17 protein-coding genes are annotated in these 25,526 nt (G+C 34.7%); 6 read left to right on the top strand and 11 right to left on the bottom strand.

Annotation, left to right across the window (positions count from 1 at the left end; translation table 11 throughout):
• Positions 1-41: 41 nt before the first annotated feature.
• Positions 42-650 carry an RNA polymerase sigma factor gene (locus EKL97_RS07885; RefSeq protein WP_126568603.1) on the bottom strand — a complete coding sequence of 203 codons (609 nt, stop codon included), beginning with the start codon at positions 648-650 and terminating at the stop codon, positions 42-44.
• A gap of 510 nt (positions 651-1,160) precedes the next feature.
• Positions 1,161-1,460 carry a transposase gene (locus tag EKL97_RS07880; RefSeq protein WP_126554163.1) on the bottom strand — a complete coding sequence of 100 codons (300 nt, stop codon included), beginning with the start codon at positions 1,458-1,460 and terminating at the stop codon, positions 1,161-1,163.
• Positions 1,461-1,677: 217 nt separating this feature from the next.
• Here EKL97_RS07880 and EKL97_RS07875 point away from each other — a divergent pair, with 217 nt between their 5' ends.
• Positions 1,678-2,586, top strand: coding sequence for an SH3 domain-containing protein (locus EKL97_RS07875; RefSeq protein ID WP_126568602.1), 909 nt, complete (start codon positions 1,678-1,680; stop codon positions 2,584-2,586).
• A gap of 102 nt (positions 2,587-2,688) precedes the next feature.
• On the opposite strand, the gene EKL97_RS07870 is transcribed toward EKL97_RS07875, so the two are convergent.
• The 4 genes from EKL97_RS07870 to thrA form a co-directional block, all read right to left on the bottom strand.
• A complete protein-coding gene (locus EKL97_RS07870; RefSeq protein ID WP_126568601.1) occupies positions 2,689-4,098 on the bottom strand; it encodes a hypothetical protein in 1,410 nt (469 codons plus the stop codon).
• Positions 4,099-4,761: 663 nt separating this feature from the next.
• Entirely contained in the window at positions 4,762-6,051 is a 1,290-nt protein-coding gene (gene thrC / locus EKL97_RS07865) for a threonine synthase (RefSeq protein ID WP_126568600.1), read from the bottom strand.
• Between the two features lie 126 nt (positions 6,052-6,177).
• Positions 6,178-7,104 (bottom strand): homoserine kinase, encoded by a 927-nt coding sequence (locus tag EKL97_RS07860; RefSeq protein ID WP_126462470.1) that lies wholly within the window; start codon positions 7,102-7,104, stop codon positions 6,178-6,180.
• Positions 7,105-7,211: 107 nt separating this feature from the next.
• The gene (gene thrA / locus EKL97_RS07855; RefSeq protein WP_126462467.1) at positions 7,212-9,659 is read right to left on the bottom strand and encodes a bifunctional aspartate kinase/homoserine dehydrogenase I; all 2,448 of its coding nucleotides are present in this window, start codon (positions 9,657-9,659) and stop codon (positions 7,212-7,214) included.
• 918 nt (positions 9,660-10,577) lie between these two features.
• Between thrA and hutH the strand changes: the two genes are divergently transcribed.
• Genes hutH through EKL97_RS07840 form a run of 3 tightly spaced genes read left to right on the top strand, consistent with a single transcriptional unit; the run spans position 10,578 to position 14,102 of the window.
• Positions 10,578-12,092 (top strand): histidine ammonia-lyase, encoded by a 1,515-nt coding sequence (gene hutH, locus EKL97_RS07850; RefSeq protein ID WP_126554171.1) that lies wholly within the window; start codon positions 10,578-10,580, stop codon positions 12,090-12,092.
• 49 nt (positions 12,093-12,141) lie between these two features.
• Positions 12,142-12,786 carry a DUF47 domain-containing protein gene (locus EKL97_RS07845; RefSeq protein WP_126554173.1) on the top strand — a complete coding sequence of 215 codons (645 nt, stop codon included), beginning with the start codon at positions 12,142-12,144 and terminating at the stop codon, positions 12,784-12,786.
• 29 nt (positions 12,787-12,815) lie between these two features.
• On the top strand, positions 12,816-14,102 hold the full coding sequence (locus EKL97_RS07840) for an inorganic phosphate transporter (RefSeq protein WP_126462458.1): 1,287 nt from the start codon (positions 12,816-12,818) through the stop codon (positions 14,100-14,102).
• Between the two features lie 229 nt (positions 14,103-14,331).
• On the opposite strand, the gene EKL97_RS07835 is transcribed toward EKL97_RS07840, so the two are convergent.
• From EKL97_RS07835 to EKL97_RS07825, 3 genes are all read right to left on the bottom strand, one after another.
• The gene (locus EKL97_RS07835) at positions 14,332-14,847 is read right to left on the bottom strand and encodes a DUF421 domain-containing protein (RefSeq protein WP_126568599.1); all 516 of its coding nucleotides are present in this window, start codon (positions 14,845-14,847) and stop codon (positions 14,332-14,334) included.
• A gap of 59 nt (positions 14,848-14,906) precedes the next feature.
• Positions 14,907-16,277, bottom strand: coding sequence for a 30S ribosomal protein S6--L-glutamate ligase (gene rimK / locus EKL97_RS07830; protein ID WP_126462452.1), 1,371 nt, complete (start codon positions 16,275-16,277; stop codon positions 14,907-14,909).
• A gap of 138 nt (positions 16,278-16,415) precedes the next feature.
• On the bottom strand, positions 16,416-18,962 hold the full coding sequence (locus EKL97_RS07825; protein WP_126462449.1) for an ATP-dependent Clp protease ATP-binding subunit: 2,547 nt from the start codon (positions 18,960-18,962) through the stop codon (positions 16,416-16,418).
• Between the two features lie 256 nt (positions 18,963-19,218).
• Between EKL97_RS07825 and gyrA the strand changes: the two genes are divergently transcribed.
• Both gyrA and EKL97_RS07815 read left to right on the top strand, forming a co-directional pair.
• Positions 19,219-21,840 (top strand): DNA gyrase subunit A, encoded by a 2,622-nt coding sequence (gyrA, locus tag EKL97_RS07820; RefSeq protein ID WP_126462446.1) that lies wholly within the window; start codon positions 19,219-19,221, stop codon positions 21,838-21,840.
• 121 nt (positions 21,841-21,961) lie between these two features.
• The gene (locus EKL97_RS07815) at positions 21,962-23,230 is read left to right on the top strand and encodes a tetratricopeptide repeat protein (RefSeq protein ID WP_126462443.1); all 1,269 of its coding nucleotides are present in this window, start codon (positions 21,962-21,964) and stop codon (positions 23,228-23,230) included.
• A 61-nt stretch (positions 23,231-23,291) separates the two neighbouring features.
• On the opposite strand, the gene EKL97_RS07810 is transcribed toward EKL97_RS07815, so the two are convergent.
• Positions 23,292-24,053, bottom strand: a complete 762-nt coding sequence (locus tag EKL97_RS07810) for a C40 family peptidase (protein WP_126456224.1) — start codon at positions 24,051-24,053, stop codon at positions 23,292-23,294.
• 71 nt (positions 24,054-24,124) lie between these two features.
• Complete coding sequence (locus EKL97_RS07805; RefSeq protein WP_126462440.1) at positions 24,125-25,303, bottom strand: acetyl-CoA C-acyltransferase; 1,179 nt, start codon at positions 25,301-25,303, stop codon at positions 24,125-24,127.
• Positions 25,304-25,526 lie beyond the last annotated feature (223 nt).

Here is a 25,526-nt window from a genome sequence, read left to right as displayed (position 1 = left end):
TTAAATTGATACTCACTTAATTCTAAATTTTTTCAAAAAATTTAAAATACTTGAGATAACAATAAAAAAAGAAGAGACTTATTTTCTTTCCAATTTTTACGAATATTTAGTAAAGACCTGTGAATCAAATTGTTTGCTGACTGATAATTAACTCCGAGTAGTTCTGCAATTTGTTCAACGCTTAGTCCTTGATGGTATCGCAGATATAAAGCCTCTTTCTGTCGTGCTGGTAAATTATTGATGAGCTGGTTGAGTGTTAAAACTTTGACAGCCATAGATTCATCAGCGATAAGAATATCCTCGATGGTAAAATCAAAAGAAAACGGAATCATATCTACAGTCGTGGACTTTCTGAAAATATGATCTCTTTCGTGAAGTCTGGCAATACGTTTTCGGACACTTGATAACAAATAAGCTTTTACGACAACATTATCATTAAGGGAATTTTTGTAAACCCATACGTCTGTAAATACGTCCTGCACACAATCTTGTACCTTTTCAGGAAAAGGAGTAAACGAATTCCCATATCGCACTAAATGACTGTAATACTTTTTAAAAAGTGATGAAAAAGCCTTTTCGTCTCCTGATTTTAAAGCTTTCCAAAGAACAGAATCATCTAAATTATCAACAAGTAGTTTTTGGCTATTCAAAATTAATTTTGGCGTTAGAGTATTGTTTTTATATAAAAATTATAACATAGGTTTTTGTTAAATCAGCTTTTAGGTCTTGGTAATAAGATAGTTAATAAGTAGTAAGCCGTAATTAATTATTGGTTGCCTAAAAACTACATTTATAAATGACTGTAATATGACTTTTTGTATGTTATAAATATTCTTTGCAAGACGGTTAATTAATAGTACGGGTATCATTTTAAATAAAAAAATAAGTTTTTGTTGTAATTTTTTTAAGAAAAAACATATACTTTTACATTATTAAGATTGTTTGATTATTTTATTAATTTAATTAAATATTAATTTTTTATTAACAAAACTCTTAATAATAACTTAATTAAAAAAATGTTTTAAAAGAATAATTGTTTGTTTTTAATTTTACATTCATAAAACTTTTCCATTGATAATAACTTCTTTGACCAACTTGCAATACTTTACACATCTTTTCAATCGGAAATATCTTTTCATTGTTTCTGATGAAAGTATAAATCATCGACCGTTTTTGGAAAAGATGCCAATTGCTTTTTTTAATATATCTCGCTCTAGTTCCGCATCTTTTAGTTTTCTTTCAAGTTCAGAAATTCGTTCCTGTTCTGGCGTTTGCTTTAAATTGCCGTTACCTGGAAAACTTCCTTGTCCGAACTCTTCATACTCTTTTCGCCACTTATATAACTGTGAAGCAGTTATACCTAATTCTCTGGCAAGTTCGGAGATATTATGTCTCTCATAACTCAATTGAACTGCTTTCTCTTTAAGAACTCGGTCATAAATTTTTCGCACTTGTTTCATAAGTTAAAATTAAGGTTTTTATTCTTAGCTTTTTATGCTAGTAAAGTTAGCATGTCCAGAATGTGCACACTCTTTATTACAGGCTAGATAGCGCTCCTTATTGTTATTGGAGACTATTAGTTTCTAAAAAAAATCTTAAATTAACGGCTTCTGGTGATACTTTCTTAGTTGTTTTTAGTATTTTGGCAGTAGAATCATTTATAAGAAACTGATTAGTATGAAATATAGAGTAGCTACCCCGTCATTAAATCTAAGAGATTTTCCGGCAACGCATGATAATTCCAAAATTTTAATAAAAATACCGTTTAGACATACCGTTAAATTAATTGAAAAAACTGCATCAGATTGGTGGAAAGTAAAGCTTTTGAACACTGAAAAAGAGGGTTTTGTATTATCAAAAGATATTGAGCTCGTAGATGAAACCACTGAAAAAAGTACGGATATTGAAGTGCCTAATTTTGAACTGGGTGCACGAGCAAGTCTGGACAGTAAAGAGGAAACGTACAAACCTATTGGTGATCCTTCAATTCCTTTTAGGGATTTAACTAGTCTTGAGTCTAAACTGACGTCAATTCGCAATATCATCACTGCACTGGATGTTTCAAAAAGTTTTCGGTATCAGAAAGACGCATCGGATACCTATTGTAATATTTATACTTTTGATTATTGCTTTTTTGCCAAGGTCTATATTCCCAGATTGAGATGGACGGATAAGGCAATTGAGCAACTGGAGAAAGGGAACGAAGTGGCTGTTATTTTTGATGAAACGGTAAGGCCTTTTTATTCAAATTACATCTATGATTGGTTTTTACAATCCGGAAATGAGTTTGGATGGGAAAGAATCGCTGATGTTAATGAACTTCAAGAGAAAGTAAATGCTAATGGTGGTGTAGGAATCATCTGTGCCAAAAGAATTGTTTTGAATAAATCCGGGCATATAGTAGTAGTGGTGCCAGAAACAGATACTGATAAAGCCTACAGGAAAGAGGGCAAAGTTATTTATCCGCTGCAGTCTCAGGCAGGAGCTGATAATTATAATTATTTTTCAGAAATCAGAGAAGATTGGTGGAGTAATAATGATCCTGAAAGTGGGTATGCTGCTGTGATTTTTTATTATCATGATTAATTAAAATCTCTTGTAAATAGTTTACTTCTTGTGGGGTTAAGTCACTAAGAAGTATACATACTTTCAGGTTTTTCTATAAAGACACTAGTGCATTTGCAGTACTTACTTTTTAATTAGTAAAGAACTGCAAAAGCCATTTTCGTAATAACGAGCGTGTAAACTGTTGTATATTTGTTCGTAAATTGCTAAAGGATCATTTGATTCAATTGTAATAGACAATATGTTTTCTAAAAGTGTGATAAGGTTTGCTGGTACATCTGTTTCTTTGCCGTGTATAATAGATTCATAGACAAAGTTATTCCATTCAAAATCGCAAATAGGATTTTCTATTTCGTGTAATAGGGCATGATCCAGAATAAAAACAAGAAAATTCAAAACCTCTTGTAGGTATTTTTCGTCGAAATAGTCAAATATTCGGAATTCAATACCATGATTTTTGTGCTTATGAAAATTGATGTCTAGCCCAATTTTATCAATCTTTTCATAATCTGATATTTCAGAATAACGGTTCACCCACCACATTGGATTTTCATGCATGGGATGTTCATCAAAATTCATCTGGACAATCTTCCCGGTTTTCATCACATTGGTGTCATAAGTGCCCACACCAATGTACCTTGACATAGCACATCGTTGTGATGCTTTTGTCAAATTGACGCTGCTGTCATTGTGCGACAAATAATCAGAAGAACCAAATTTTATCATAAACAAGGGGCTCAGCCATTGGAATAATCGAATAGCCCTCTGGTGTTTTTTTATAAAACCTAATTTGTCCTTAATTTCTCCATCACTATTTAACTCAGTTGGAATAGTTAAATTGAAGTGATAGGTCATATTATTAAAAACAGAATAATTCGTATCGTTTGAAATAAATATGGCAAAGGGATGGTTTACAGCACATATTTTTACAGGGCCGTATTCCGTAAAAATTTTGTCTTTATCAAAAGCGTTTTGTAAATGGTGTATGAAACCTTGTTTTATTGTAGCTAATTCAGCAATAACCGAGTCAACATCTGTTTTGTAAAATTTTTGCGTAACAAATTCAACTGTGTCACCATCAAAAATGAATTCTTTTTGAAGCTCGTCTATAAAATAAGGATTGTTTTTTTGTAGTATTTCAAAGATACTTTCCCCTGAATAGTCAGGATTTGGTTCATTATCTATGGGATCAAAAGTCTTATGTTGGTTGTTAATGTCCGTTTTTGTAAACGAATGGGAATTCATCAGTACCGGCAAATAATATTCTTTATCGGATAATATTTTCAGCAATGAATTCTGGTATATGTTTTCTTTGTAATTCTTAAAATGATTAACACTATACTTTTCATGAAGTCCTTTAGTAAGCAAAAAATCTTTGTCCACCACACGATGGTTTTCAAACTCTAAATAGCATTCATTTTCGATTCCTACGCCCCAATACAAATCATTTGATCTGTAATGATTTCTATAGTCTTTGTGTTTATCCAATAATTCAATTTCAAAACTAACAGCATTCATGCTATGATCCGTCATACACTTTTTTCTCCTTTTTTTAATAAATTATGTTGATATGGGAAGCTACTTTATCAGGTAGTTTTTTTGGAGTGTTTTTATCTGTTGTTTTAGTTACATTGAAACAGATTCTTAAATACTTCGTTTTTTTAATGGGGTTGAGGTTGTTTTTTATACTCGTGCAAGACCTGAATAAGACAACTCAATTTTTTTGCAAAAGTAAGTATTAAATAAGTTATATTCAAGCTATATTTTTAGATCTTGAATTTTATTTTTCTGTGACAGAATTTATCGCTTTGTTTTCCTGTAAATTACTCATAATTATATATTTAAAATTGATGCGTTAAATTGGTAGAATTGTTTTTTTTGTGTTCTAAAACAAAAGTTTAGAACCATCTTAAGACCAGATTTATTTGGATATAAAAAATGACTAAAATTGAATTCTAAGTCGTTTTTTATTATTTCATACAGAATATAGTTAAAACTATGCACTTTGGTACATTTCACTTTCGCTTCTAAAAATTTCACCAAGAACATGCGAATTATTTATTCAGCTTTGATGTGTTTAATTTGCGAATCTGCGGTTTGATTTTTTTGTTCCCATTTTAACCTTGCAGACTTTAGTCTGGCAAACCAAATCTATGGATATTTAAGCCATAGTAGTTTAATTGTTTTGAGAAAATTTTATTCCAAAAATGCTTTCAATTCCTTATAGGTTTTAATTTTCACGCTTACTTTGTCCTTTCCTAAAACACTTTCAATTTGGGTAGGAATTGGGAGTTTTACGTTTAATGTTGGTTCAACCGTATTCAAAAATTTAATGGGGTGGGCGGTTTCTAAGAAAATACCAATAGCATTTGGGTAATTTTGTAATTCTTTTTTCAATCCTAAATAACCCACTGCTCCATGAGGTTCAGCAATATAGCCGGATATATTATAGATGGTATTCATGGCTTCTAAAGTCTCTTTATCAGAAAAAGTAAACGAAGAGAAATCTTTTTTGAATTGCTCTAAGTCATTGTGATACATTTCCTGAATTCGGATAAAATTACTTGGATTCCCCACATCCATCGCATTCGAAATAGTAGCTATAGAAGGTTTTGGGGAGTAAATTCCGTTTTCTAAAAACCGAGGAACCGTATCATTTACATTCGTAGCCGCTACAAAATGTTGAACAGGCAAGCCCATTTTCTTAGCAATGATCCCCGCACAGATATTCCCAAAATTCCCACTTGGGCAAGAGAAAACTAACGGTTTGTTTCGTTTTTTTAATGCTTTGTACGCAAAGAAAAAATAAAACATCTGTGACAACCAGCGCGCAATATTTATTGAATTCGCTGATGTTAAGTTTTTATGTTTTAGACTTTCGTCCAAGAACGCTTTCTTTACCATATCCTGACAATCATCAAAAACGCCGTCCACTTCAAGCGCTTTAATATTCTGTCCTAAAGTAGTCAATTGTCGCTCCTGGATGTCGCTCACTTTTCCTGATGGATAAAGGATAATCACTTCCACACCTTTTACATCAAGGAAACCACTGGCGACAGCACCTCCCGTATCACCGGAAGTGGCAACAAGAACCGTGTTTTTACTGTCGGCGTTATCTTTATTGAAATACCCCAAACAACGCGACATGAATCGCGCGCCTACGTCCTTGAAAGCCATTGTTGGTCCATGAAATAATTCAAGGGAATAAATATCTTTTTCGACTTCGACCACGGGGAAGTCAAAACACAGGGTTTCGGCAATGATTTGTTTTAAAGTGTCTGTGGGAATTTCGTTACCTATAAATTGTTTAATCGCCTCAAAAGCAATTTCCTCATGGCTTAAGTTTTCGATGGTATCAAAAAAAGCAGGTGCTAATGGGGTAATTGTTTCCGGAAAATACAATCCTTTATCTGTGGCTAATCCTTGTACTACGGCTTCTCTGAAAGAAACTTTTGGTGCGTTATGGTTTAAACTGTAATATTTCATTGTGTATAGTATTTATAGAATCCCCACCCCAACCCTCCCCAAAGGGAAGGGAGACGAAACTGGATTTAGAATGTATTTATTGTAATTTTAAAATCGCTGTGTTTTTTTTTATTCCTCTTTAGGGGGTTAGGGGGCTATTATTTTAATTCCTTCATCATTCACTTTAGAAACGTGAATTTCATATGGTAAATACATTTCTTCGTAAATAACACTCATGGCTTTGGCAATTTTATCGGCAGTTTCCTTTCCTTTGCTTAAAGCAAAAATAGAAGGACCAGAACCTGATATTCCGGAACCTAAAGCTCCGTTTTCTAAAGCAGTTTGCTTGATTAAATCAAATCCCGGAATCAAAACGCTACGCAACGGTTCTACGATTTCATCATGCAATGATCGACCAATTAAGTCATAATCTTTGGTGTACAATCCAGCGATTAATCCGCCTACATTTCCCCATTGCATAATCGCACTTTTCAAGGAAACTGTTTGCTTCAACACCGATCGCGCATCCGAAGTCTTCAACTCAATTTGAGGATGAACCACGATGGCATACAATTCAGAAGGACTTTCTATTTTGATAATATCCAATGGATTGGAACTTCTTACTAGCGTGAATCCACCCAAAAGGGCAGGAGCAACGTTATCCGCATGAGCATTTCCACTGGCTAGTTTTTCGCCCTGCATGGCAAATAAAACCAACTCTTTGCGTGTAAATGGACGCCCTAATAATTCATTGATTCCAAAAACTGCTCCCGCTGAACTGGCGGCACTGCTGCCAATTCCACTACCGGCTTTGATGTGTTTGTAGATTTCGATTTCGAATCCAAATTCCGTTTCAACAGCTTCCAGCATAGCCAAAGCGGATACTCCAGCCACATTTTTTTCGGTTTCTAAAGGCAAGTCGGCACCCACAATTTTAGTGATGCGAATCCCTTTTATGTCTGATTTTCGAATAATCATTTCGTCACCAGCAGTTTCTAAACACAGACCAAGGACATCAAACCCGCAAGAAAGATTGGCGATTGTGGCAGGGCAAAATATTTTTATTTCGTTCATAATAATAGTCTTAAATTCTAAAGTCATAAAGTGGTAAAGTCTTAGGAATGAACATAAAATCAAGTGGCTAACTTTCAGAATTTACGACATTTGACTTTACGACTAATTTATACGTTTCCTATTCTAATTACATCTGCAAATATTCCTGATGCGGTAACTGCAGCTCCAGCACCGGCACCTTTTATTAATAAAGGTTGGTCTACGTAACGATCTGTGAAGAATAATACGATGTTGTCCTTTCCTTCCAAATTGTAAAAGGGATGGTCTTTAGGAATGAATCGCAACCCAACATTTGCTTTCCCGTTTTCGAATTGCGCTACGTATTTCAAACGAGATTCTTTGCTTAACGCTTCTTTATAAATAGTTTCAAAATGAGCGGCATGTGTCTGTAAAGATTCAAAAAATGCTTCATTTGAAGTCGTATTCAAACATTCTGCTGGCAGGAACGATTCGTTTGTGATTTCATCGATTTCCATTTTGTAACCGCTTTCTCGTATCAGAATCAATATCTTTCTGGCAACGTCAATTCCGCTCAAATCAATCTTCGGGTCAGGTTCTGTAAATCCTTGTACACCAGCTTCTTTAACAACGTCATGAAAAGTGTTATTTTCATCAAAATTATTAAAAATAAAGTTCAAACTTCCAGATAAAACGGCTTGGATTTTATTGACTTTATCGCCGGAGGCAACGAGATTTTTTACCGTATCAATGATTGGTAATCCAGCTCCCACATTGGTTTCAAATAGGAAAGGCGCATTGAACTGTCTGGATAATTTTTTTAGTTTTTTATAATTGTCGTATTCGGAGGCGCAGGCAATTTTGTTGCAGGTTACTACGGCAATATTTCTTTTTAAATACTGTTCGTAGGTTTTAGACACACTTTCATTTGCCGTGATATCCACAAAAATACTATTGCGTAAATTGAGCTCTTTTACATTTGCAATAAACTGTTCTTTATCCGCAGGTTCTCCAGTTTCTAAAGCAAATTTCCATTCTTTTAAGGAGATTCCGTCTTCATCAAAATGCATTTTTCGGGAATTTGACAACGCAATGACGCGCAGGTTTATCTTGAGCTTCTCTTTTAGGAATTTCTTTTGTTGGTGAATTTGTTCGATGAATTTCTCCCCCACATTTCCAACGCCCATTACAAATAGGTTTAACTGTTTGGTATTTTCTTCAAAAAAGTTTTCGTGCAATGAATTCAATGCTTTTTTCACATCTCTTTCGTTGATTACTGCCGAAATATTTCTTTCGGAAGCACCTTGAGCAATCGCTCGGATGTTGACGTTGTTTTTACCCAAAGTACTGAACATTCGACCGCTCAATCCTTGGTGGTTTTTCATATTTTCGCCTACCAAAGCAATGATGCAAAGGTTATTTTCAACAATGCATGGATCTATTTTATTTTGTAAAATTTCCACTTCAAAAGCTTTGTTGATGGCCTCTTGCGCCACATAGGCATCCGAATTTAGAATTCCAATACAAATCGAGTGCTCTGAGGAGGCTTGAGTGATGAAAATTACGTTGATATTTTTATTGGATAATACTTCAAAAAGTCTTTTGGATGAACCGGAAACACCAATCATTCCTGAGCCTTCAAGCGTAATTAAGGTAATAGCATCAATATGTGTGATTCCTTTTACAGGATTGGATTGCGCAAAAACCTGATTTGAAATATAGGTTCCTTCAGCCTTAGGTTCAAAAGTGTTTTTGATCAGAATTGGGATATTCTTTCTTAATACCGGTTGAATTGTTGGCGGATATAAGACTTTGGCACCAAAATGTGACAACTCCATGGCTTCTTGGTAAGAAATGTAAGCTATAGGTTGTGCTTGTTTTACAATTTTTGGATTTGCAGTATACATTCCGTTGACGTCAGTCCAAATCTCCAAGTCAGTTGCATCAAGAGCGCCTGCAAGAATAGCGCCTGTATAATCAGATCCACCGCGCCCTAAAGTAGTATTGATTCCGTCTAAAGAGGCAGCAATAAATCCGGGCATAACTACTACCTGACTTTCATTCGAAGTAAAAAAAGCAACAATTAATTCATTGGAAGCATCAAAATTAACAATTGCTTTTCCAAAATGGTTATTGGTTTTTATTAATTCTCGGCTGTCTTTATAACAGCTGTTTTTTAGGTTTTGTTTTAATGCTTCAGCAATGATATACGAGGACAGTAATTCACCAAAACTCAAAATAGTATCTGAAGTTCTGGGAGATAATTCGCCTAAAAGGTAACATCCATCCAATAAGGTTTCCAGGTGATTGATGATTCTTTTGATATGGCTCAAAAGACTGCTTTGTTCGCTTACTGGTATAAGTTCTTTTAAGGTATCTAAGTGTTTTTTTTCTATATCGGCAAGGATAACTTTGAAATTTTCGTCTCCAGCGGCCGCTTTTTGGGAGGCAATTTGAAGCAAATCAGTAACTTTACTGAAAGCAGAAACCACAACGATTAATTTTTCTTCTTTTGCTTTATCGCTAACGATAGCTAAAACCAGTTTTATATTTTGTGCATTGGCAACCGAAGTTCCGCCAAATTTTAATACTTTCATAGCAAGTTATTTGTTTTTAATGTAATGGGGAGTCGCCATTTTCAGGATTAATTGCCTGCAGGAGATCTAATGGTGTGTGTTGTTTTTTTTGAAAAATGTAATGTTTGTTATACACTCAAGGTCTTTCTTTCTTGTGAAAAAAATATGATAAATAGGATTATATGTTGAAAATTTACCCCAAGGGGGTAGTTGTAGTTGTTGTAGTAAACGTAACAGCAGTGCTAACCCTGATTTGAGTTGTTATCGAAGCGTGATATGTAGCTTTGTTGTTTTCCATTTTGATCTTTCAAAAGTACAGTTTTTTATAAAAAACAAAGCGTTTGACAGTGTTTTTGCGAATATTTTAATATAGGAGAAGCTATTTGCGGATTATGAAATATTGTGTTATATATCAAGTCTCAGATAAAACTATTCGTATAAATCTCTAAATTTTATAAAAATTGTGTGCAGCTGAAGTTCTGTTTTTTGTAGTGCTTAAAGAATTTAATTCTCCTTAATTTGCATTCCAAGCAGGTTAATGGGTTTGTGTTTTTATGAATTAGTGCTTTAATGTTCTAAGGAAAAGGAAAGGAACAATCAAAATTTGATCTGTTAAAGTCATATAGTTATCGTTATCTGAAAGCTATTATTTGGTTTTTGTTTAACTATAAAATACCCGTTGGGTGTAATTATTCAAAACGTCAGTTCGAGTGTTTTTTTGTGTAGTAAAAACGGAACAAAAAATGTATCGAGAACCGTTTTTAATACTAATTTTCTAGTTCTCGATATAATCCCGCCCAAAAGCGGGATCACTCGAACTGACGAAAATTATCATCAAAAATTAATTGAACCCAACGGGTTATGAAATGTAAATTATTAGCAATAAATGTTGTGTATTTATAAAGATTTATTCAATTTTACCTTTTAAACACTATCAAAATGGATAATACGCATTACATTAGTACTGAGTTACTTAGCCTGGAAACGCTAGAGGAAATTGTCTCACATCATAAATCATTGGCTTTGTCCGATGAAGCAAAAATAAATATTCAAAAATGTCGCGATTATCTAGATAAAAAAATGGCTTCACATTCGGATCCCATTTACGGTATAAATACAGGTTTTGGGTCGCTTTGTAATGTTAAGATTTCGAATGAAAATTTATCAAAACTTCAGGAAAATTTAGTCAAATCGCATTCCTGCGGAACGGGAGAGGAAGTACCAACTCAGATTGTGAAACTAATGTTGTTGCTAAAAATTCAATCGTTGAGTTATGGTCATTCCGGCATTCAATTGCAAACAGTGGAACGATTGATTGCCTTTTATAACAATGATATTCTTCCGGTAATTTATACCCAAGGATCGCTTGGCGCTTCGGGAGATTTGGCTCCTTTGGCGCATTTATCATTGCCTTTATTAGGTGAAGGTGATGTGTATTTTGAAGGTAAGAAAGTGCATTCCAGCGAAGTTCTAAAACATTTTGGCTGGGAGCCAATAGTACTGCAGTCTAAGGAAGGATTGGCCTTATTGAACGGAACACAATTTATGAGTGCTTATGGAGTACATATCTTAATGAAAGTCAGCAAATTTTCTTATTTAGCAGATTTAATAGGTACTATTTCACTTGAAGGATTTGATGGAAGAATAGAACCTTTTAATGAATTGATCCATTTTATAAGGCCTCACAAAGGGCAAATTGTAACTGCTAACCGCATAAAAGGATTTTTGGAAGGGAGCGAAATTATCGAACAGGAAAAAAATCATGTCCAAGATCCATATTCGTTCCGATGTATGCCACAAGTGCATGGGGCTTCAAAAGATGCAATTGATTATGTAAAAAAAGTGTTCAAGACTGAAATCAATTCCGTTACTGATAATCCTAATATTTTTATTGAAAGTGACCAAATCATTTCCGGAGGAAATTTTCACGGACAACCTTTGGCTTTAGCCTTAGATTTTATGGCAATCGCTTTGGCTGAGTTGGGAAGTATTTCTGAACGAAGAACGTATCAATTGATCTCCGGAACTAGAAATCTTCCGGCATTTTTAGTAGATAATCCCGGTTTGAATTCTGGTTTGATGATTCCTCAGTATACAGCTGCCAGTATCGCCAGCCAAAATAAACAACTGGCAACTCCCGCCAGTGTAGATAGTATTGTTTCCAGCAACGGACAGGAAGATCATGTGAGTATGGGGGCAAATGCTGCTACTAAAGCATTGCGGGTTTTGGATAATCTGGAACGCATTTTAGCAATAGAATTGATGAATGCTTCGCAAGCCATTGAATACAGACGCCCAATGCTGTCAAGTGATTTTATTGAAATGTTTTTACAGGCCTATCGTGAAGAAGTTCCTTTGATTAAAGAAGATCGAATTTTGCATTATGATATTGAAAAGACGGTTTCTTTTTTGAACAGTTTTCAAATAGAAAATGATTTGTTAACAATGGCTTAACATTAACAATTAATAATGAATTAATTTTGCCGGACTAAATTTTAATGAAATGAACATAAATAATTTTTTCCAATTTTTGGTTCCTAAAGACAAAAAGTTTTTTCCGCTTTTTGAACAAGCATCAAGTAATTTAATTGAAATTGCTACAAATTTGCACGAAGCTGTAAACCTTCCATTAAAGGAGCGTGAGGATCTTTTTCGAAAAATTGATGCATTAGAACAAAAAGGAGAGGATATAACACGTCAAACAAGTTTAGAGTTGAGTAGAAATTTTATTACTCCATTTGACAGAGAGGACATACACTCTCTAATCACTTCAATTGATAATGTAGCGGATAATCTTCATGGTGCAGCGAGCAGGATGAAATTGTATCAAGTTGATAAAATCACGAAATCCATTAGAAAATTGACTGAAATCAATCTTGAAGCATGTCAAAATATTGATGTAGCGGTAAGAGAATTGAGAGATTTAAAAAATATAAAGAACATCACGGATGCCTGCGTCAGAATTAACAAATTAGAAAATAAATCAGATAATGTTTATGATAAAGCAGTTCTTGATTTATTCGAAAATGAAACGGATGCAAAAAACATTATCAAGTACAAAGAAGTATTGTCAGTTTTAGAAACGGCTACTGATAAATGTAAAAGTGTAGCGAGTGTTTTAGAATCCATTTCTGTAAAACATTCTTAATTCATTCGTTTTATTCTGAAATTATAATTATGGAATTTACTCTACTTATAGTTATTATAGTCCTGGCTTTAATTTTTGATTACATTAATGGTTTTCATGATGCTGCCAATGCTATAGCCACCGTTGTTGCCACAAAAGTATTAACTCCTTTTCAAGCAGTTGTTTGGGCCGCTTTTTTTAACTTTTTGGCGTATTGGGTTTTTGGTTTTGGTGTTGCAGATACTGTGGCAAAAACAGCCAATACGATGGATATTAATTTAGTCGTTATTTTAGCGGGTGTAATCGCCGCTATCATTTGGAATTTATTCACTTGGTGGCAAGGAATTCCTTCTAGTTCTTCACATACCTTAATTGGTGGTTTTGCCGGAGCAGCTATCGCTCATGCCGGATTTGGTGTGGTTTCTTGGTACAATGTTGGAAAAGATGGAGGAATGCCTTCGGGTGTTTTGATCATCATTGCATTTATTATATTGGCACCTTTGTTAGGCGCTTTAATGTCTTATTTAATATCAATTTGGTTACTAAATGCCTCTAAAAAAAGCATTTATCCTAAAATATTTACAGCTTCTTTAATGATTTTGACCATCTGGTTTGTAGAAAGTCAAATGATCTATTACGACCAGATTAAAGACCCTCGTTTTCCATCGTCTACTTTTTGGAGTGTTGCGTTTGAATCCCATAATATCAAATGGTTTTTAGTGGCATTTATCGTTCTGTCCATAAGCGCCTTCTGTTTGATATTTAGTAGTTTAAATTTAAATCAAGCTACGGCCTGGTTAAAAAAAATGCAATTACTGTCTTCTGCAGCCTTTAGTTTAGGGCATGGAGGGAATGACTCCCAAAAAGTAATGGGTATTATTGCAGCAGCGGTTGCGGTTTATATTCACACCAGTGGTGTTGCTCAGGAATCGCTTCCAGCTTGGTTAGATGTGGTGCTCCCTAATGACGAAGGAGCCTTTAAAATGCCAACTTGGATTCCACTTGCCTGTTATTCTGCTATTGCAGCAGGGACTTTAAGCGGCGGTTGGAAGATCGTGAAAACAATGGGTTCTAAAATAACAAAAGTGACCTCTTTTGAAGGTGTTGCCGCAGAAACTGCCGGGGCACTGACCTTATATTTTACAGAGCATTTTAAAGTGCCCGTAAGTACAACGCATACTATTACTGGATCTATAATTGGAGTTGGACTTACTAAAAGAGTTTCAGCCGTGCGATGGGGAATGACCGTAAGTTTATTATGGGCTTGGGTTTTAACCATTCCAATTTCAGCAATATTAGCAGCAATCATTTACTATATTTTTAGTATTTTTATTTAATACTAAAAGAAAAATCATAATAAAAAACCATTCTTACTGAGAATGGTTTTTTTATGCTCCAAAAATATATTTGTTTAAAACAGAAGATCTCGTCTTTCTTTCGTTAAATATGTTTTTTATTAAAAGGCGTTAAGGTCAAATTTTGTGATTTTATAGGTGTGTTTAATTTTTTAACAGCACTTTATTTCAAGAAAATAAATTTCGTGAATATATATTGAGTTTTTTATGTCTAATTTATTCCACTCAAATTTTTATGAATGCGTCTTCGTTTGTAATGGGTCTGTTTTAAATTAGCATCTCCGGATATAATGCTAATATTTCCGTCTATTTCTAGGATTGCTAATTTTACATCTTTAAAATATTCGACTCCATGTTCATGCATGGCTTCTTTTAATTCATCAGAAGTGATGTTTAATTTGCTAAGAGTCTTAAAATCCAAATTGCCGTTGTGTATAAGGATTTCTGGTTTTTCTTGCATGAAATCACTGAATCTTGGGTACTTAAATATCAATTTTTTTAAAATAAAATTGATGGTAAACAATACAGTTGCCGCAGCTAAACCTCCCGATAAACTGGTGTCGTTTCCTACCATTGCATTTTGAACAGAGTTACTGATTAGCAGAATTAATATTACATCAGCAGTGTTTAGTTGAGATAATTCTTTCTTGCCAAAAAGTCTCAAGGCAATAACCATAAAAAAATAAACAGTAATACTTCGAAGAATTATATCAAGATATTCGTTCATTTTTTTAGTTTTAAAGTAATTTTAAAAGTTTTCAATAGACTGTAAACGGCTACTGACTGCTATTTTATTTTAAAATTTTTCTCGATTGCTTTGATCATTTCGCCGGCAATATCTTTATTGGTAGCTCCTTCAATTCCTTCTAGTCCTGGCGATGAATTTACTTCTAATAACAACGGGCCTTTAGCGGAACGAATAATGTCTACACCTGCCACTTTGAGGTCCATTGCTTTGGTTGCTTTGATGGCAATACGTTTTTCTTCAGCGGTTACTTTTATAATAGATGCTGTTCCTCCAAGATGAATGTTAGCCCTGAATTCGCCCGGCATTGCTTCACGCTGAATAGCAGCCACTACTTTTCCATCAATTACAAAACAACGAATGTCTTTTCCATTGGCTTCTTTGATGAATTCTTGAACTAATATATTGGCATTTAAGCTTTTGAAAGCATTTATGACACTTTCTGCGGCTTTTTTTGTTTCTGCCAACACGACTCCTTTTCCTTGTGTTCCTTCTAGTAATTTCACGATTAGTGGAGAACCGCCCACCATTTTTATCAAATCATCCGTATCCAAAGGGGAATTAGCAAAACCAGTGGTAGGAATTTCAACCCCATGATTCAATAGTAATTGCAAAGAGTATAATTTATCACGTGATTGCGTAATAGCATTCGATGAATTTAAGCAATATACTTTTAATGCTTCAAATTGTCTGGTCAAAGCGCAACCGTAAAATGTAATGCTAGGTCTGATTCTGGGTATAATGGCATCAAATTGATTTAGTATCTTACCGCCACGATAATGAATTTCTGGCGTTTTTGCATCCAGTTTCATATAACATTCCTTGATGTTCAGAAAGTGCATTTCGTGACCACGCATTTCGCCAGCCTCCATTATACGCTTGTTGCTGTACAATTCAGGATTACTGGCCAAAAGTCCGATGCGTAATCCGGAACTTGCTTTCTCGGAATTTTTATACAATTCTTTTAGACTGTCGGGTGTGGGTTGTCCTAAAAGATATTTTTGCTCCGGATCAACCAATACTCTTCCGCTCATGGCTTCACGGCCTAAAAGCATTCTGAAACCCATGGAATCTCGATTGGTCAATGTCATCTCAATAGGCCATTTTGAACTTCCTATTTGTAGATTTGTTTGAATTACATAACGTTGTTCTCTAAAGCCACTTGAACTTTTAACGATGCGTTTATCAATTAAAGGCGCTTCACAATGAATTATTGTTTTTAAATTATTTTGGATTGGGTTAATGTCAAATTTCACCCAATTGCTTTCGTCTTTAATAAATGGAGCAATATTTATAGCGTGTAGCGCAGATGTTTTAGCACCGGAATCAACACGTGCTTTAATGGTTGGAATCCCTATTTCAGGGAATGAGCACCATTCTTCACTACCTAGGATAACTTTGTTTTCAGACATAAAGTAATTTTAATGGATCAATGTTATAAAAACCAAATGTAAATATTTGTTTTCAAAAAAAGTGTATTTTATCATAAAGAAAAAACCCGTTACGTTATAAAAACGTAACGGGTTATGGTTAAGATTCAAAGGAATTATTTAAGGATTTGTGGCTTCGCCGGCTTTATGAACCTGAACCGTTAATTCTTGTGCCCCTTCTTCGATATCCATGAAGATTTCATCTCCGGTTGTTATTTTCGAAGTGATAATTTCTTCTGCAAGGGTATCTTCAACATATTTCTGAATGGCTCTTTTTAGTGGTCTTGCGCCAAATTGCCTGTCGAAACCTTTCTCAGCTATAAATGCTTTTGCTTTGTCAGAAAGACTCAATTGATACCCTAATTCGGCAACACGGGCGAATAATTTTTTTAATTCGATTTCGATAATTAAATCAATATCATGTTTTTCTAAAGCATTGAATACAATTACATCATCAATTCTATTAAGGAATTCAGGAGCAAAAGTTTTCTTTAAGGCGTTTTCAATAATACTTTTTGAATTATCATCAGCCTGCGCTACTTTGGCAGCAGTTCCAAAACCGACTCCTTGTCCAAAATCTTTTAATTGTCTGGCACCAACATTCGAAGTCATGATTATTATGGTATTTTTGAAATCAATTTTTCGGCCTAAACTATCCGTTAAATATCCGTCATCCAGCACTTGTAATAACATATTGAAAACATCAGGATGCGCTTTTTCGATCTCATCCAATAAGACCACACAATAGGGTTTTCTTCGCACTTTTTCAGTCAGTTGACCGCCTTCTTCATACCCTACATATCCCGGAGGTGCACCAACTAAACGAGAGATAGCAAATTTCTCCATGTATTCACTCATGTCAATGCGTACCAAAGCATCTTCAGAGTCGAATAACTCTTTAGCCAATACTTTAGCAAGTTGTGTTTTACCAACACCGGTTTGTCCTAGAAAGATAAAGGATCCAATAGGTCGATTTGGGTCTTTTAACCCGGCGCGATTTCGTTGTATCGAACGTGCAATCTTCATGACGGCCTCTCTTTGTCCAATAACTTTTCCTTCAATAAGTTCTGGTAATTTAGCCAATTTATTGCTTTCGGTTTGTGCTATTCGGTTCACAGGTATTCCGGTCATCATCGATACAACATCGGCTACATTGTCTTCCGTAACTTCTATTCTGTTGTTTTTTGAATCTTCTTCCCATTGTTCTTGTGCAATAGCTAAATCTTTTTCAATACGTTTTTCGTCATCACGAAGTTTAGCGGCCTCTTCATATTTTTGTTTTTTTACCACAACATTCTTCAGTTCTCGAACATCTTCTAATTGACGCTCTAAATCTAAAATTTGTTTTGGAACTTCAATATTGGTAATATGAACTCTGGAGCCTGCTTCATCTAAAGCATCGATGGCTTTGTCCGGTAAGAAGCGCTCAGACATGTACCTGTCAGTTAATTTTACACAAGCCTCAATAGCTTCTTGTGTATAAGTAACATTATGGTGGTCTTCATATTTATTTTTGATGTTATTCAAAATTGTAATCGTTTCAGTGACGGATGTAGGTTCTACAATTATCTTTTGAAAACGTCTCTCTAATGCACCATCTTTTTCTATGTATTGTCTGTATTCGTCTAATGTTGTAGCGCCAATACATTGAATCTCACCGCGCGCTAATGCCGGTTTAAACATATTGGATGCATCCAGAGATCCAGTTGCGCCACCAGCACCTACGATGGTGTGAATTTCATCTATAAAAAGAATGATATCATCATTTTTTTCCAATTCATTCATCACTGCTTTCATACGCTCTTCAAACTGCCCACGGTATTTTGTTCCGGCAACAAGACTGGCTAAATCCAAGGTAACAACGCGTTTGTTGAATAAAGTACGTGATACTTTTTTCTGAATAATTCGCAACGCTAGACCTTCGGCAATGGCTGATTTTCCCACACCTGGTTCTCCTATTAGTAATGGATTGTTCTTTTTTCTACGACTCAAAATTTGCGAAACGCGTTCGATTTCTTTTTCACGCCCTACAACAGGATCCAGTTTTCCTTCTTCGGCCATTTCTGTTAAATCCCTTCCAAAATTATCTAAAACAGGGGTTTTCGATTTTTTATTGGATTTGTTGGCTGGATTGTTAAAGGTGCCTTCTTTTAGACTGTCATCTTGTCCTGAATCGTCATTATACGATTCGTTTCTTGGCAATTTCTCTATAAATTCTTCTTCGTTTGGAGTCATGTTTAGATATTGTTCTTTAGCTATATCATAATCAATTTTCAGTTTATTCAATAGCTTGGTTGTTGGATCATTTTCATTTCTTAATATGCATAACAATAAATGTGCGGTGCTGATAGAGGAACTCTGAAAAACCTTAGCTTCTAGAAAAGTGGTTTTCAAAGCCCGTTCTGCCTGGCGTGTCAGGTGCAGGTTTTTCTTCTCAACATTTACTTCTACACTAGGACTTGCGGGGCTTAAGATCTCTACTTTTCTGCGTAAATGGTCTAAATCGACGTCAAGGTTATTCAATATTTGAATTGCTTTTCCGTTACCGTCTCTTAGAATTCCCAGCATTAAGTGTTCTGTTCCTATAAAGTCATGTCCTAGTCGCAAAGCTTCTTCTTTGCTGTAAGTAATAACGTCTTTTACTCTTGGTGAAAAATTATCATCCATAATATATATTTGATATCGTAAATTTAGTGAATTAGTGATAGAAAAACAAAAACCATTCCTATATGAAGTCGTGTCAGCTAAGTGACAAAAATTATCAAGATATTAAAGTTAAATTTACCTTAAATTATCAACTAAAAGCGAAGTTTTATTTGTTAATAAATCATTGAAATTAGTGTTTTAAAATAGGTTTAAAAATTTCAAAAAGATGTATATTGGCACGTTTTGAAACTAATATAATTTTTTAATATAACAACTTATGTCTGAAGGAGAAAAGTTAATTCCTATTAACATTGAAGATGAAATGAAAACGGCCTACATCGATTACTCGATGTCGGTAATTGTATCAAGAGCACTTCCAGATGTTAGAGATGGCTTGAAACCAGTACATCGAAGAGTCCTATTTGGAATGCATGATTTGGGTGTAAATTCTAGATCTGCCCACAAAAAGTCCGCAAGAATTGTTGGGGAAGTTCTTGGTAAGTATCACCCACACGGTGATACCTCAGTTTATGATGCAATGGTTCGTATGGCACAAGAATGGAGTATGCGTTACTTATTGATTGATGGCCAGGGTAATTTTGGGTCAGTAGATGGCGATAGTCCTGCAGCAATGCGTTATACAGAGGCTAGAATGCGTAAAATTTCAGAAGAAATCTTGGCGGATATAGATAAAGAAACTGTTGATTTTAAATTAAATTTTGACGATACGCTGGAGGAGCCAACAGTTATGCCAACACGTGTTCCTACCTTATTAATAAATGGGGCAACAGGAATTGCAGTGGGTATGGCCACTAATATGCCTCCTCATAACTTGACTGAGGTGATAAACGGGACATTGGCTTTCATGGACAATAGCGATATTGAGATTGATGAGTTGATGACGCATATCAAAGCCCCGGATTTTCCTACAGGAGGTGTTATATATGGATATGAAGGCGTTCGTGAAGCATTCAAAACAGGTAGAGGACGTATTGTAATGCGTGCCAAAGTAGGTTTTGAAGAAGTGGACGGAAGAGAATGTATTATCGTTACCGAAATTCCTTATCAAGTTAACAAGGCCGATATGATTAAGCGTACGGCTGATTTGGTTAACGATAAAAAAATTGATGGAATTGCGAATATCCGAGATGAATCGGATAGAAACGGGATGCGTATCGTTTATATCTTGAAACGAGATGCTACGCCAAACGTAGTTTTGAATACACTTTATAAGTTTACACAATTACAGTCTTCTTTCAGTGTAAACAATATTGCCATTGTAAAAGGGCGTCCGCAAATGTTGAATCTGAAAGATCTGATTCATTATTTTATAGAGCACCGTCATGATGTAGTGACTCGCAGAACGCAATTTGAATTGAAAAAAGCAGAAGCAAGAGCCCATATTTTAGAAGGTTTGATTATCGCTTCGGATAATATTGACGAAGTAATTGCTTTAATTAAAGCTTCAAAAAGCACCGAAGAAGCAAGAGAAAAATTAATCGAAAGATTCAATTTATCCGATATTCAATCTCGAGCCATTGTTGAAATGCGTTTGCGTCAATTAACAGGTCTTGAACAAGATAAGTTAAGAACAGAATACGATGAAATCATGAAGTTAATCGAGCATTTAAAAGCTTTATTAGCAGATGTAAACTTAAGAATAGCCTTGATTAAAGAAGAACTAACTGAAATTCGTGATAAATATGGAGATGAACGCCGTTCTGTAATTGAATATTCAGGAGGAGATGTAAGTATTGAAGATTTAATTGCCGATGAAAATGTAGTTATCACGATTTCACATGCAGGATATATTAAACGTACAAATCTTACGGAATACAAAACTCAAAACAGAGGCGGAGTTGGACAAAAAAGTGCAGGAACACGGGATCAGGATTTCTTAGAGCACATGTTTGTGGCTACGAATCACCAATATATGATGTTCTTTACCCAAAAAGGGAAATGTTTCTGGATGCGTGTTTACGAAATACCAGAAGGAAGTAAAACGGCCAAAGGAAGAGCAATCCAAAACTTGGTAAATATAGAAAGCGACGATAAAGTAAAAGCATTTATTTGTACTCAGGATTTAAAAGATCAAGATTACATCAAAAGTCACAACCTTATTATGGTGACTAAAAAAGGGCAGGTTAAGAAAACATCTTTAGAGAAATATTCTAAACCCAGAGTGAATGGAGTTGCTGCAATTACCATTAAAGAAGGGGATGAGTTATTAGAAGCAAAATTAACGAACGGGCAAAGCCAAATTATTTTAGCTGTGAAATCTGGTAAATTAGTTCGTTTTGAAGAAACTAAAACCCGTCCAATGGGAAGAACAGCTTCAGGAGTTCGCGGAATTACACTTAAGGATGATACGGATGAAGTAATTGGCATGGTCACTGTAAACGATATGAGCAGCGAAATATTAGTAGTTGCTGAAAACGGTTATGGAAAACGGTCAAGCCTTGACGAATACAGAATTACAAATCGTGGAGGTAAAGGAGTAAAAACCTTGAATATTACGGAGAAAACTGGGAAGCTGATTTCTATTAATGCCGTTACTGATGCGGATGATTTAATGATTATTAATAAATCTGGATTGACTATCAGAATGGCTGTAGAGGATTTGAGAGTAATGGGACGTGCTACGCAAGGTGTAAAACTGATCAATATAAAAGGAAACGATTCCATAGCTGCAGTCACTAAAGTAATGAAAGACGATGTGGCGGAAGTAGTTGTTGATGAAGACGGAAATATTATTGAGTCGGAAGCTATCGAAAGAGTAAAACCTGTTCTTGAAGTTCTTGAAGAGGATGGTGTAGCTGAAGAGGAGGATGAAGAGGACGATTCTGAAAGTGAAGACGAAGACACTGAAGACGAAGACGATTCAGATGACGAAGCTTAGTATGAATACTAATAACTGGTTTCAAAACTTCCAATCCAATTGGATTGGAAATTTTGAAATTAAATAAGTGTAGATTAAAAAAGAACTATTAAACAAGAACTATTAAACAAAATCGAATACCATGAAAAGTAAATATGTAGTACTAGCATCAGCGTTAGTGATTTCAGTAGCCACTTTTGCTCAAAAAGATCAAATTAAAGCCGCTGAAAAAGCATTAAAAGGGGGTAAATCTCAAGAAGCAGTTACCATTTTGATGGAAGCCGAATCTCTCATCGCTAATGCTAAAGAGGCGGAGAAAGCACAATTTTTCTTTGTAAAAGGAAAAGCTTTATTGGATTTAGCCAATAAAAAAGTGGATGCAGATGCTAATCTTTCGCTTGCGGCAAAAGCATATCAAGATTTAATTGATGCTGAAAAAGTTTCCGGTAAATTGAAATTTTCTACAGAAGCTGCAGCTTCAATTACAGAAATTAAATATAAATTGATTAATGCTGCCATAGCGGATTCAAAAATCAATAAGCATTCAAATAGTGCAAAAAAACTGTATGATGCATATTTATTAGATAAAAAAGACACTATCAATTTGTATTATGCGGCCTCTACTTATGTGAATGCAGCAGAATATGACACAGCACTTAAGTTGTATGATGATTTGAAAAACTTAAATTATTCTGGAAAAGGAACCAGTTTTTTTGCGGTGAATAAAATCACTAATGAAGAAGATCTTTTTACAACGGCTCCGGAAAGAGACAGAGTAGTGAAAATAGGGACTCACGAAAAACCAAGAACAGAGGCTATTCCTTCTAAAAGAGGAGAGATCTATAAAAACATAGCTTTAATTTTAGTGCAAAACGGAAAAATTGAAGAGGCTAAAAAAGCAATATCGGATGCAAGACAAGCAAATCCGGAAGATACTTCATTGGTTTTGACAGAAGCAAATCTTTATTTAGAAACAAAAGATTTTGAAATGTATAAAAAGCTGATCGCTCAAGTATTAGAGAAAAATCCTAATGATGCTGATTTAGTTTTTAATTTAGGAGTTCTTAGTGCTAATGCAAAAAATCAGGTAGACGCTGAAAAGTACTATTTAAAAGTTATTGAAATTAATCCTAAATACATTAATGCTTACATCAATTTAGCGGCCATGAAGTTAGAGGATGAAAAGGTAATTATCGATGAAATGAATAAATTAGGAACTTCTACTAAGGATATGAAGCGCTATGATGAATTGAAAAAGAAAAGAGAAAATTTATTCAAAGCTACAATTCCTTTTCTTGCAAAAGCAGTTGAACTAGATCCTAAAAATGAGGATGTTTCAAAAACACTTTTAGGCGTATATAGCGCTTTAGAAATGACAGCTGAATACAAGGCATTGAAGGCAAAGAATTAGTGCTAGATTTTTAAATTTAAAAATAACCTCTCTCGAATTACTGTTTTGAGAGAGGTTTTTTTTATATGATTTTTTTAATGACTCTTAATTTGTGTGTATGCTTATTGGTTTCGGCATTAAATATTCCTAAATGATCAAGCCTGTCAATTCGTACTTTTCCACTGGCATGAATGATGTAATTATCATCCATAATTATTCCTACATGGATTATGTTGCCTTCTTCGTTATCAAAAAAAGCGAGATCTCCTGGTTCACTTTCTTCTATAAAACTTAAAGCTTCCCCTTGTTTTGATTGTTGAGAGGCATCACGAAGCAATTTATATCCGTTCAGTTTATACACCATTTGAGTAAATCCTGAACAATCAATTCCAAAAGGAGTTTTCCCTCCCCAAAGATAAGGAGCGTTTAAATACATAAAGGCAGTTTTTATCAAATGCTCTTTTGTTTTTTTGCCACTTGTTTTTGTTCCATCAAACTCAAAATTCGAAATGTTTATCTCACTGTTATTTATAAATGAAACCGAGGATCCGAGCGGAATAGGAATTAATTGATTATCTGGAGTAGTGATATATTCAATTAAATCGGAATTCAATATGATCGTTTCTGCGGACAATTGATTAAAATTTGATTCTGAAATCAACTGTAATTGTTTAGAATCGATCCAGCCTTCATACTCGTCGTACTGTACTTTGATGCGAGACCATTGTTTCATTTGCTCTAAAATTTCAAAATGTTCTCCAAATAAAATTTGAGAAACAATTTCGCTTTTATCACTGGGTTCAAACCGAAGTGGTATCATTGCTAGATTACAAATTCCGAACATTTAGGGTAATTTATGAGTTTAGAATTAGGAGTTATATGTTTTTAATATACAACTCCTAATTTATAATTATTTTAAGCTCTTTCAATAACAATTGCTGAAGCACCACCACCACCATTACAGATTGCAGCAGCTCCAATTTTACCATTATTTTGTTCTAATACGTTGATCAAAGTAACAATAATTCTTACTCCGGAGCAACCTAAAGGATGTCCTAATGATACAGCACCACCATTCACATTAATCGTGCTGCTCTCTAGTCCTAAAATTTTGGCATTGGCTAGGCCAACTACAGCAAAAGCTTCATTGAATTCAAAATAATCAACATCAGTAATGGCTATTCCTGCTTTTTCTAATGCTTTAGGAATTGCTTTTGATGGACTTGTTGTAAACCATTTTGGTTCTTGTGCGGCATCTGCATACCCTTTTATATACGCCAGAGGTTTCAATCCTAAAGAGATTGCTTTTTCTTCGCTCATTAATATCACAGCTGCTGCTCCATCGTTTATTGTAGAAGCGTTTGCTGCGGTAACTGTACCGTCTTTTGTGAAAACAGGATTTAATGAAGGTATTTTGTCTAATTTTACATTAGAAAACTCTTCGTCTTTAGAAATTATAATAGGATCTCCTTTTCTTTGAGGAACGGCTACAGAGACAATTTCATTATCAAATTTTCCGGTCTCCCAAGCTTTTGCACTTCGCTCGTAGGATTGAATTGCGGCGTTGTCTTGGTCTTCTCGGGTAAAATTATATTCAGCAGCACATAAGTCCGCACAAACGCCCATTGCGTTGTTGTCGTAAGCATCAACAAGTCCATCTTTTTGTAAACCATCAATAAATGTTGCTGGACCAAATTTAGTTCCTGTTCTCAAATTCATATAGTGAGGAATTAAACTCATGTTTTCCATTCCACCCGCAACAACAATTTCAGCATCACCACATAAAATGGCTTGAGTACCTAGCATTACAGCTTTCATTCCAGAGGCACATACTTTGTTGACTGTAGTACAAGCAACAGAATTAGGTAAACCAGCATATAGTGCAGCTTGGCGAGCAGGAGCTTGTCCTACACCAGCTTGAACTACATTACCCATAAATACTTCATCAATTAAATTTGGATCCAATTTTATTTTGTCCAAAGCTCCTTTTATAGCCACAGCACCTAATCTAGGAGCGGTAACTGTAGATAATCCTCCCATAAAACTACCGATAGGTGTTCTAACGGCAGAAACGATAACAACTCTTTTGTTCATGATTTATATAATGTTGGTTTATGTAGCAAATTTAATCTTTTTTAAACAATTTCGTATTTTGATGTTGGGATAATCTCTTTTAAAAATTTATTTATATTCTATATGTTTGATTGTGAAGTCTTTTTAGAATTAGGACAAAAAATATTTAAAAAAAAGGTCTAAATAGTTGTGAGGAACGTAAAGATGTGTTAAATTTGCAACCGCAAAACAGGACACGTTTCTT

It is taken from the genome of Flavobacterium sp. LS1P28 (genome assembly GCF_003970335.1).
GTDB lineage: Bacteria > Bacteroidota > Bacteroidia > Flavobacteriales > Flavobacteriaceae > Flavobacterium.
This window is presented reverse-complemented; position numbering and strand designations above follow the sequence as displayed.

Excerpts from the sequence above, each read along its gene's own strand:
- rimK (WP_126462452.1), bottom strand. The coding sequence starts at position 16,277 with ATGTCTGAAAACAAAGTTATCCTAGGTAGTGAAGAATGGTGCTCATTC.
- EKL97_RS07840 (WP_126462458.1), top strand. The coding sequence starts at position 12,816 with ATGGAATTTACTCTACTTATAGTTATTATAGTCCTGGCTTTAATTTTT.
- EKL97_RS07825 (WP_126462449.1), bottom strand. The coding sequence starts at position 18,962 with ATGGATGATAATTTTTCACCAAGAGTAAAAGACGTTATTACTTACAGC.
- EKL97_RS07815 (WP_126462443.1), top strand. The coding sequence starts at position 21,962 with ATGAAAAGTAAATATGTAGTACTAGCATCAGCGTTAGTGATTTCAGTA.
- EKL97_RS07860 (WP_126462470.1), bottom strand. The coding sequence starts at position 7,104 with ATGAACGAAATAAAAATATTTTGCCCTGCCACAATCGCCAATCTTTCT.
- EKL97_RS07875 (WP_126568602.1), top strand. The coding sequence starts at position 1,678 with ATGAAATATAGAGTAGCTACCCCGTCATTAAATCTAAGAGATTTTCCG.
- thrA (WP_126462467.1), bottom strand. The coding sequence starts at position 9,659 with ATGAAAGTATTAAAATTTGGCGGAACTTCGGTTGCCAATGCACAAAAT.
- gyrA (WP_126462446.1), top strand. The coding sequence starts at position 19,219 with ATGTCTGAAGGAGAAAAGTTAATTCCTATTAACATTGAAGATGAAATG.
- EKL97_RS07870 (WP_126568601.1), bottom strand. The coding sequence starts at position 4,098 with ATGACGGATCATAGCATGAATGCTGTTAGTTTTGAAATTGAATTATTG.
- EKL97_RS07880 (WP_126554163.1), bottom strand. The coding sequence starts at position 1,460 with ATGAAACAAGTGCGAAAAATTTATGACCGAGTTCTTAAAGAGAAAGCA.
- EKL97_RS07810 (WP_126456224.1), bottom strand. The coding sequence starts at position 24,053 with ATGTTCGGAATTTGTAATCTAGCAATGATACCACTTCGGTTTGAACCC.
- thrC (WP_126568600.1), bottom strand. The coding sequence starts at position 6,051 with ATGAAATATTACAGTTTAAACCATAACGCACCAAAAGTTTCTTTCAGA.
- EKL97_RS07805 (WP_126462440.1), bottom strand. The coding sequence starts at position 25,303 with ATGAACAAAAGAGTTGTTATCGTTTCTGCCGTTAGAACACCTATCGGT.
- hutH (WP_126554171.1), top strand. The coding sequence starts at position 10,578 with ATGGATAATACGCATTACATTAGTACTGAGTTACTTAGCCTGGAAACG.
- EKL97_RS07845 (WP_126554173.1), top strand. The coding sequence starts at position 12,142 with ATGAACATAAATAATTTTTTCCAATTTTTGGTTCCTAAAGACAAAAAG.
- EKL97_RS07835 (WP_126568599.1), bottom strand. The coding sequence starts at position 14,847 with ATGAACGAATATCTTGATATAATTCTTCGAAGTATTACTGTTTATTTT.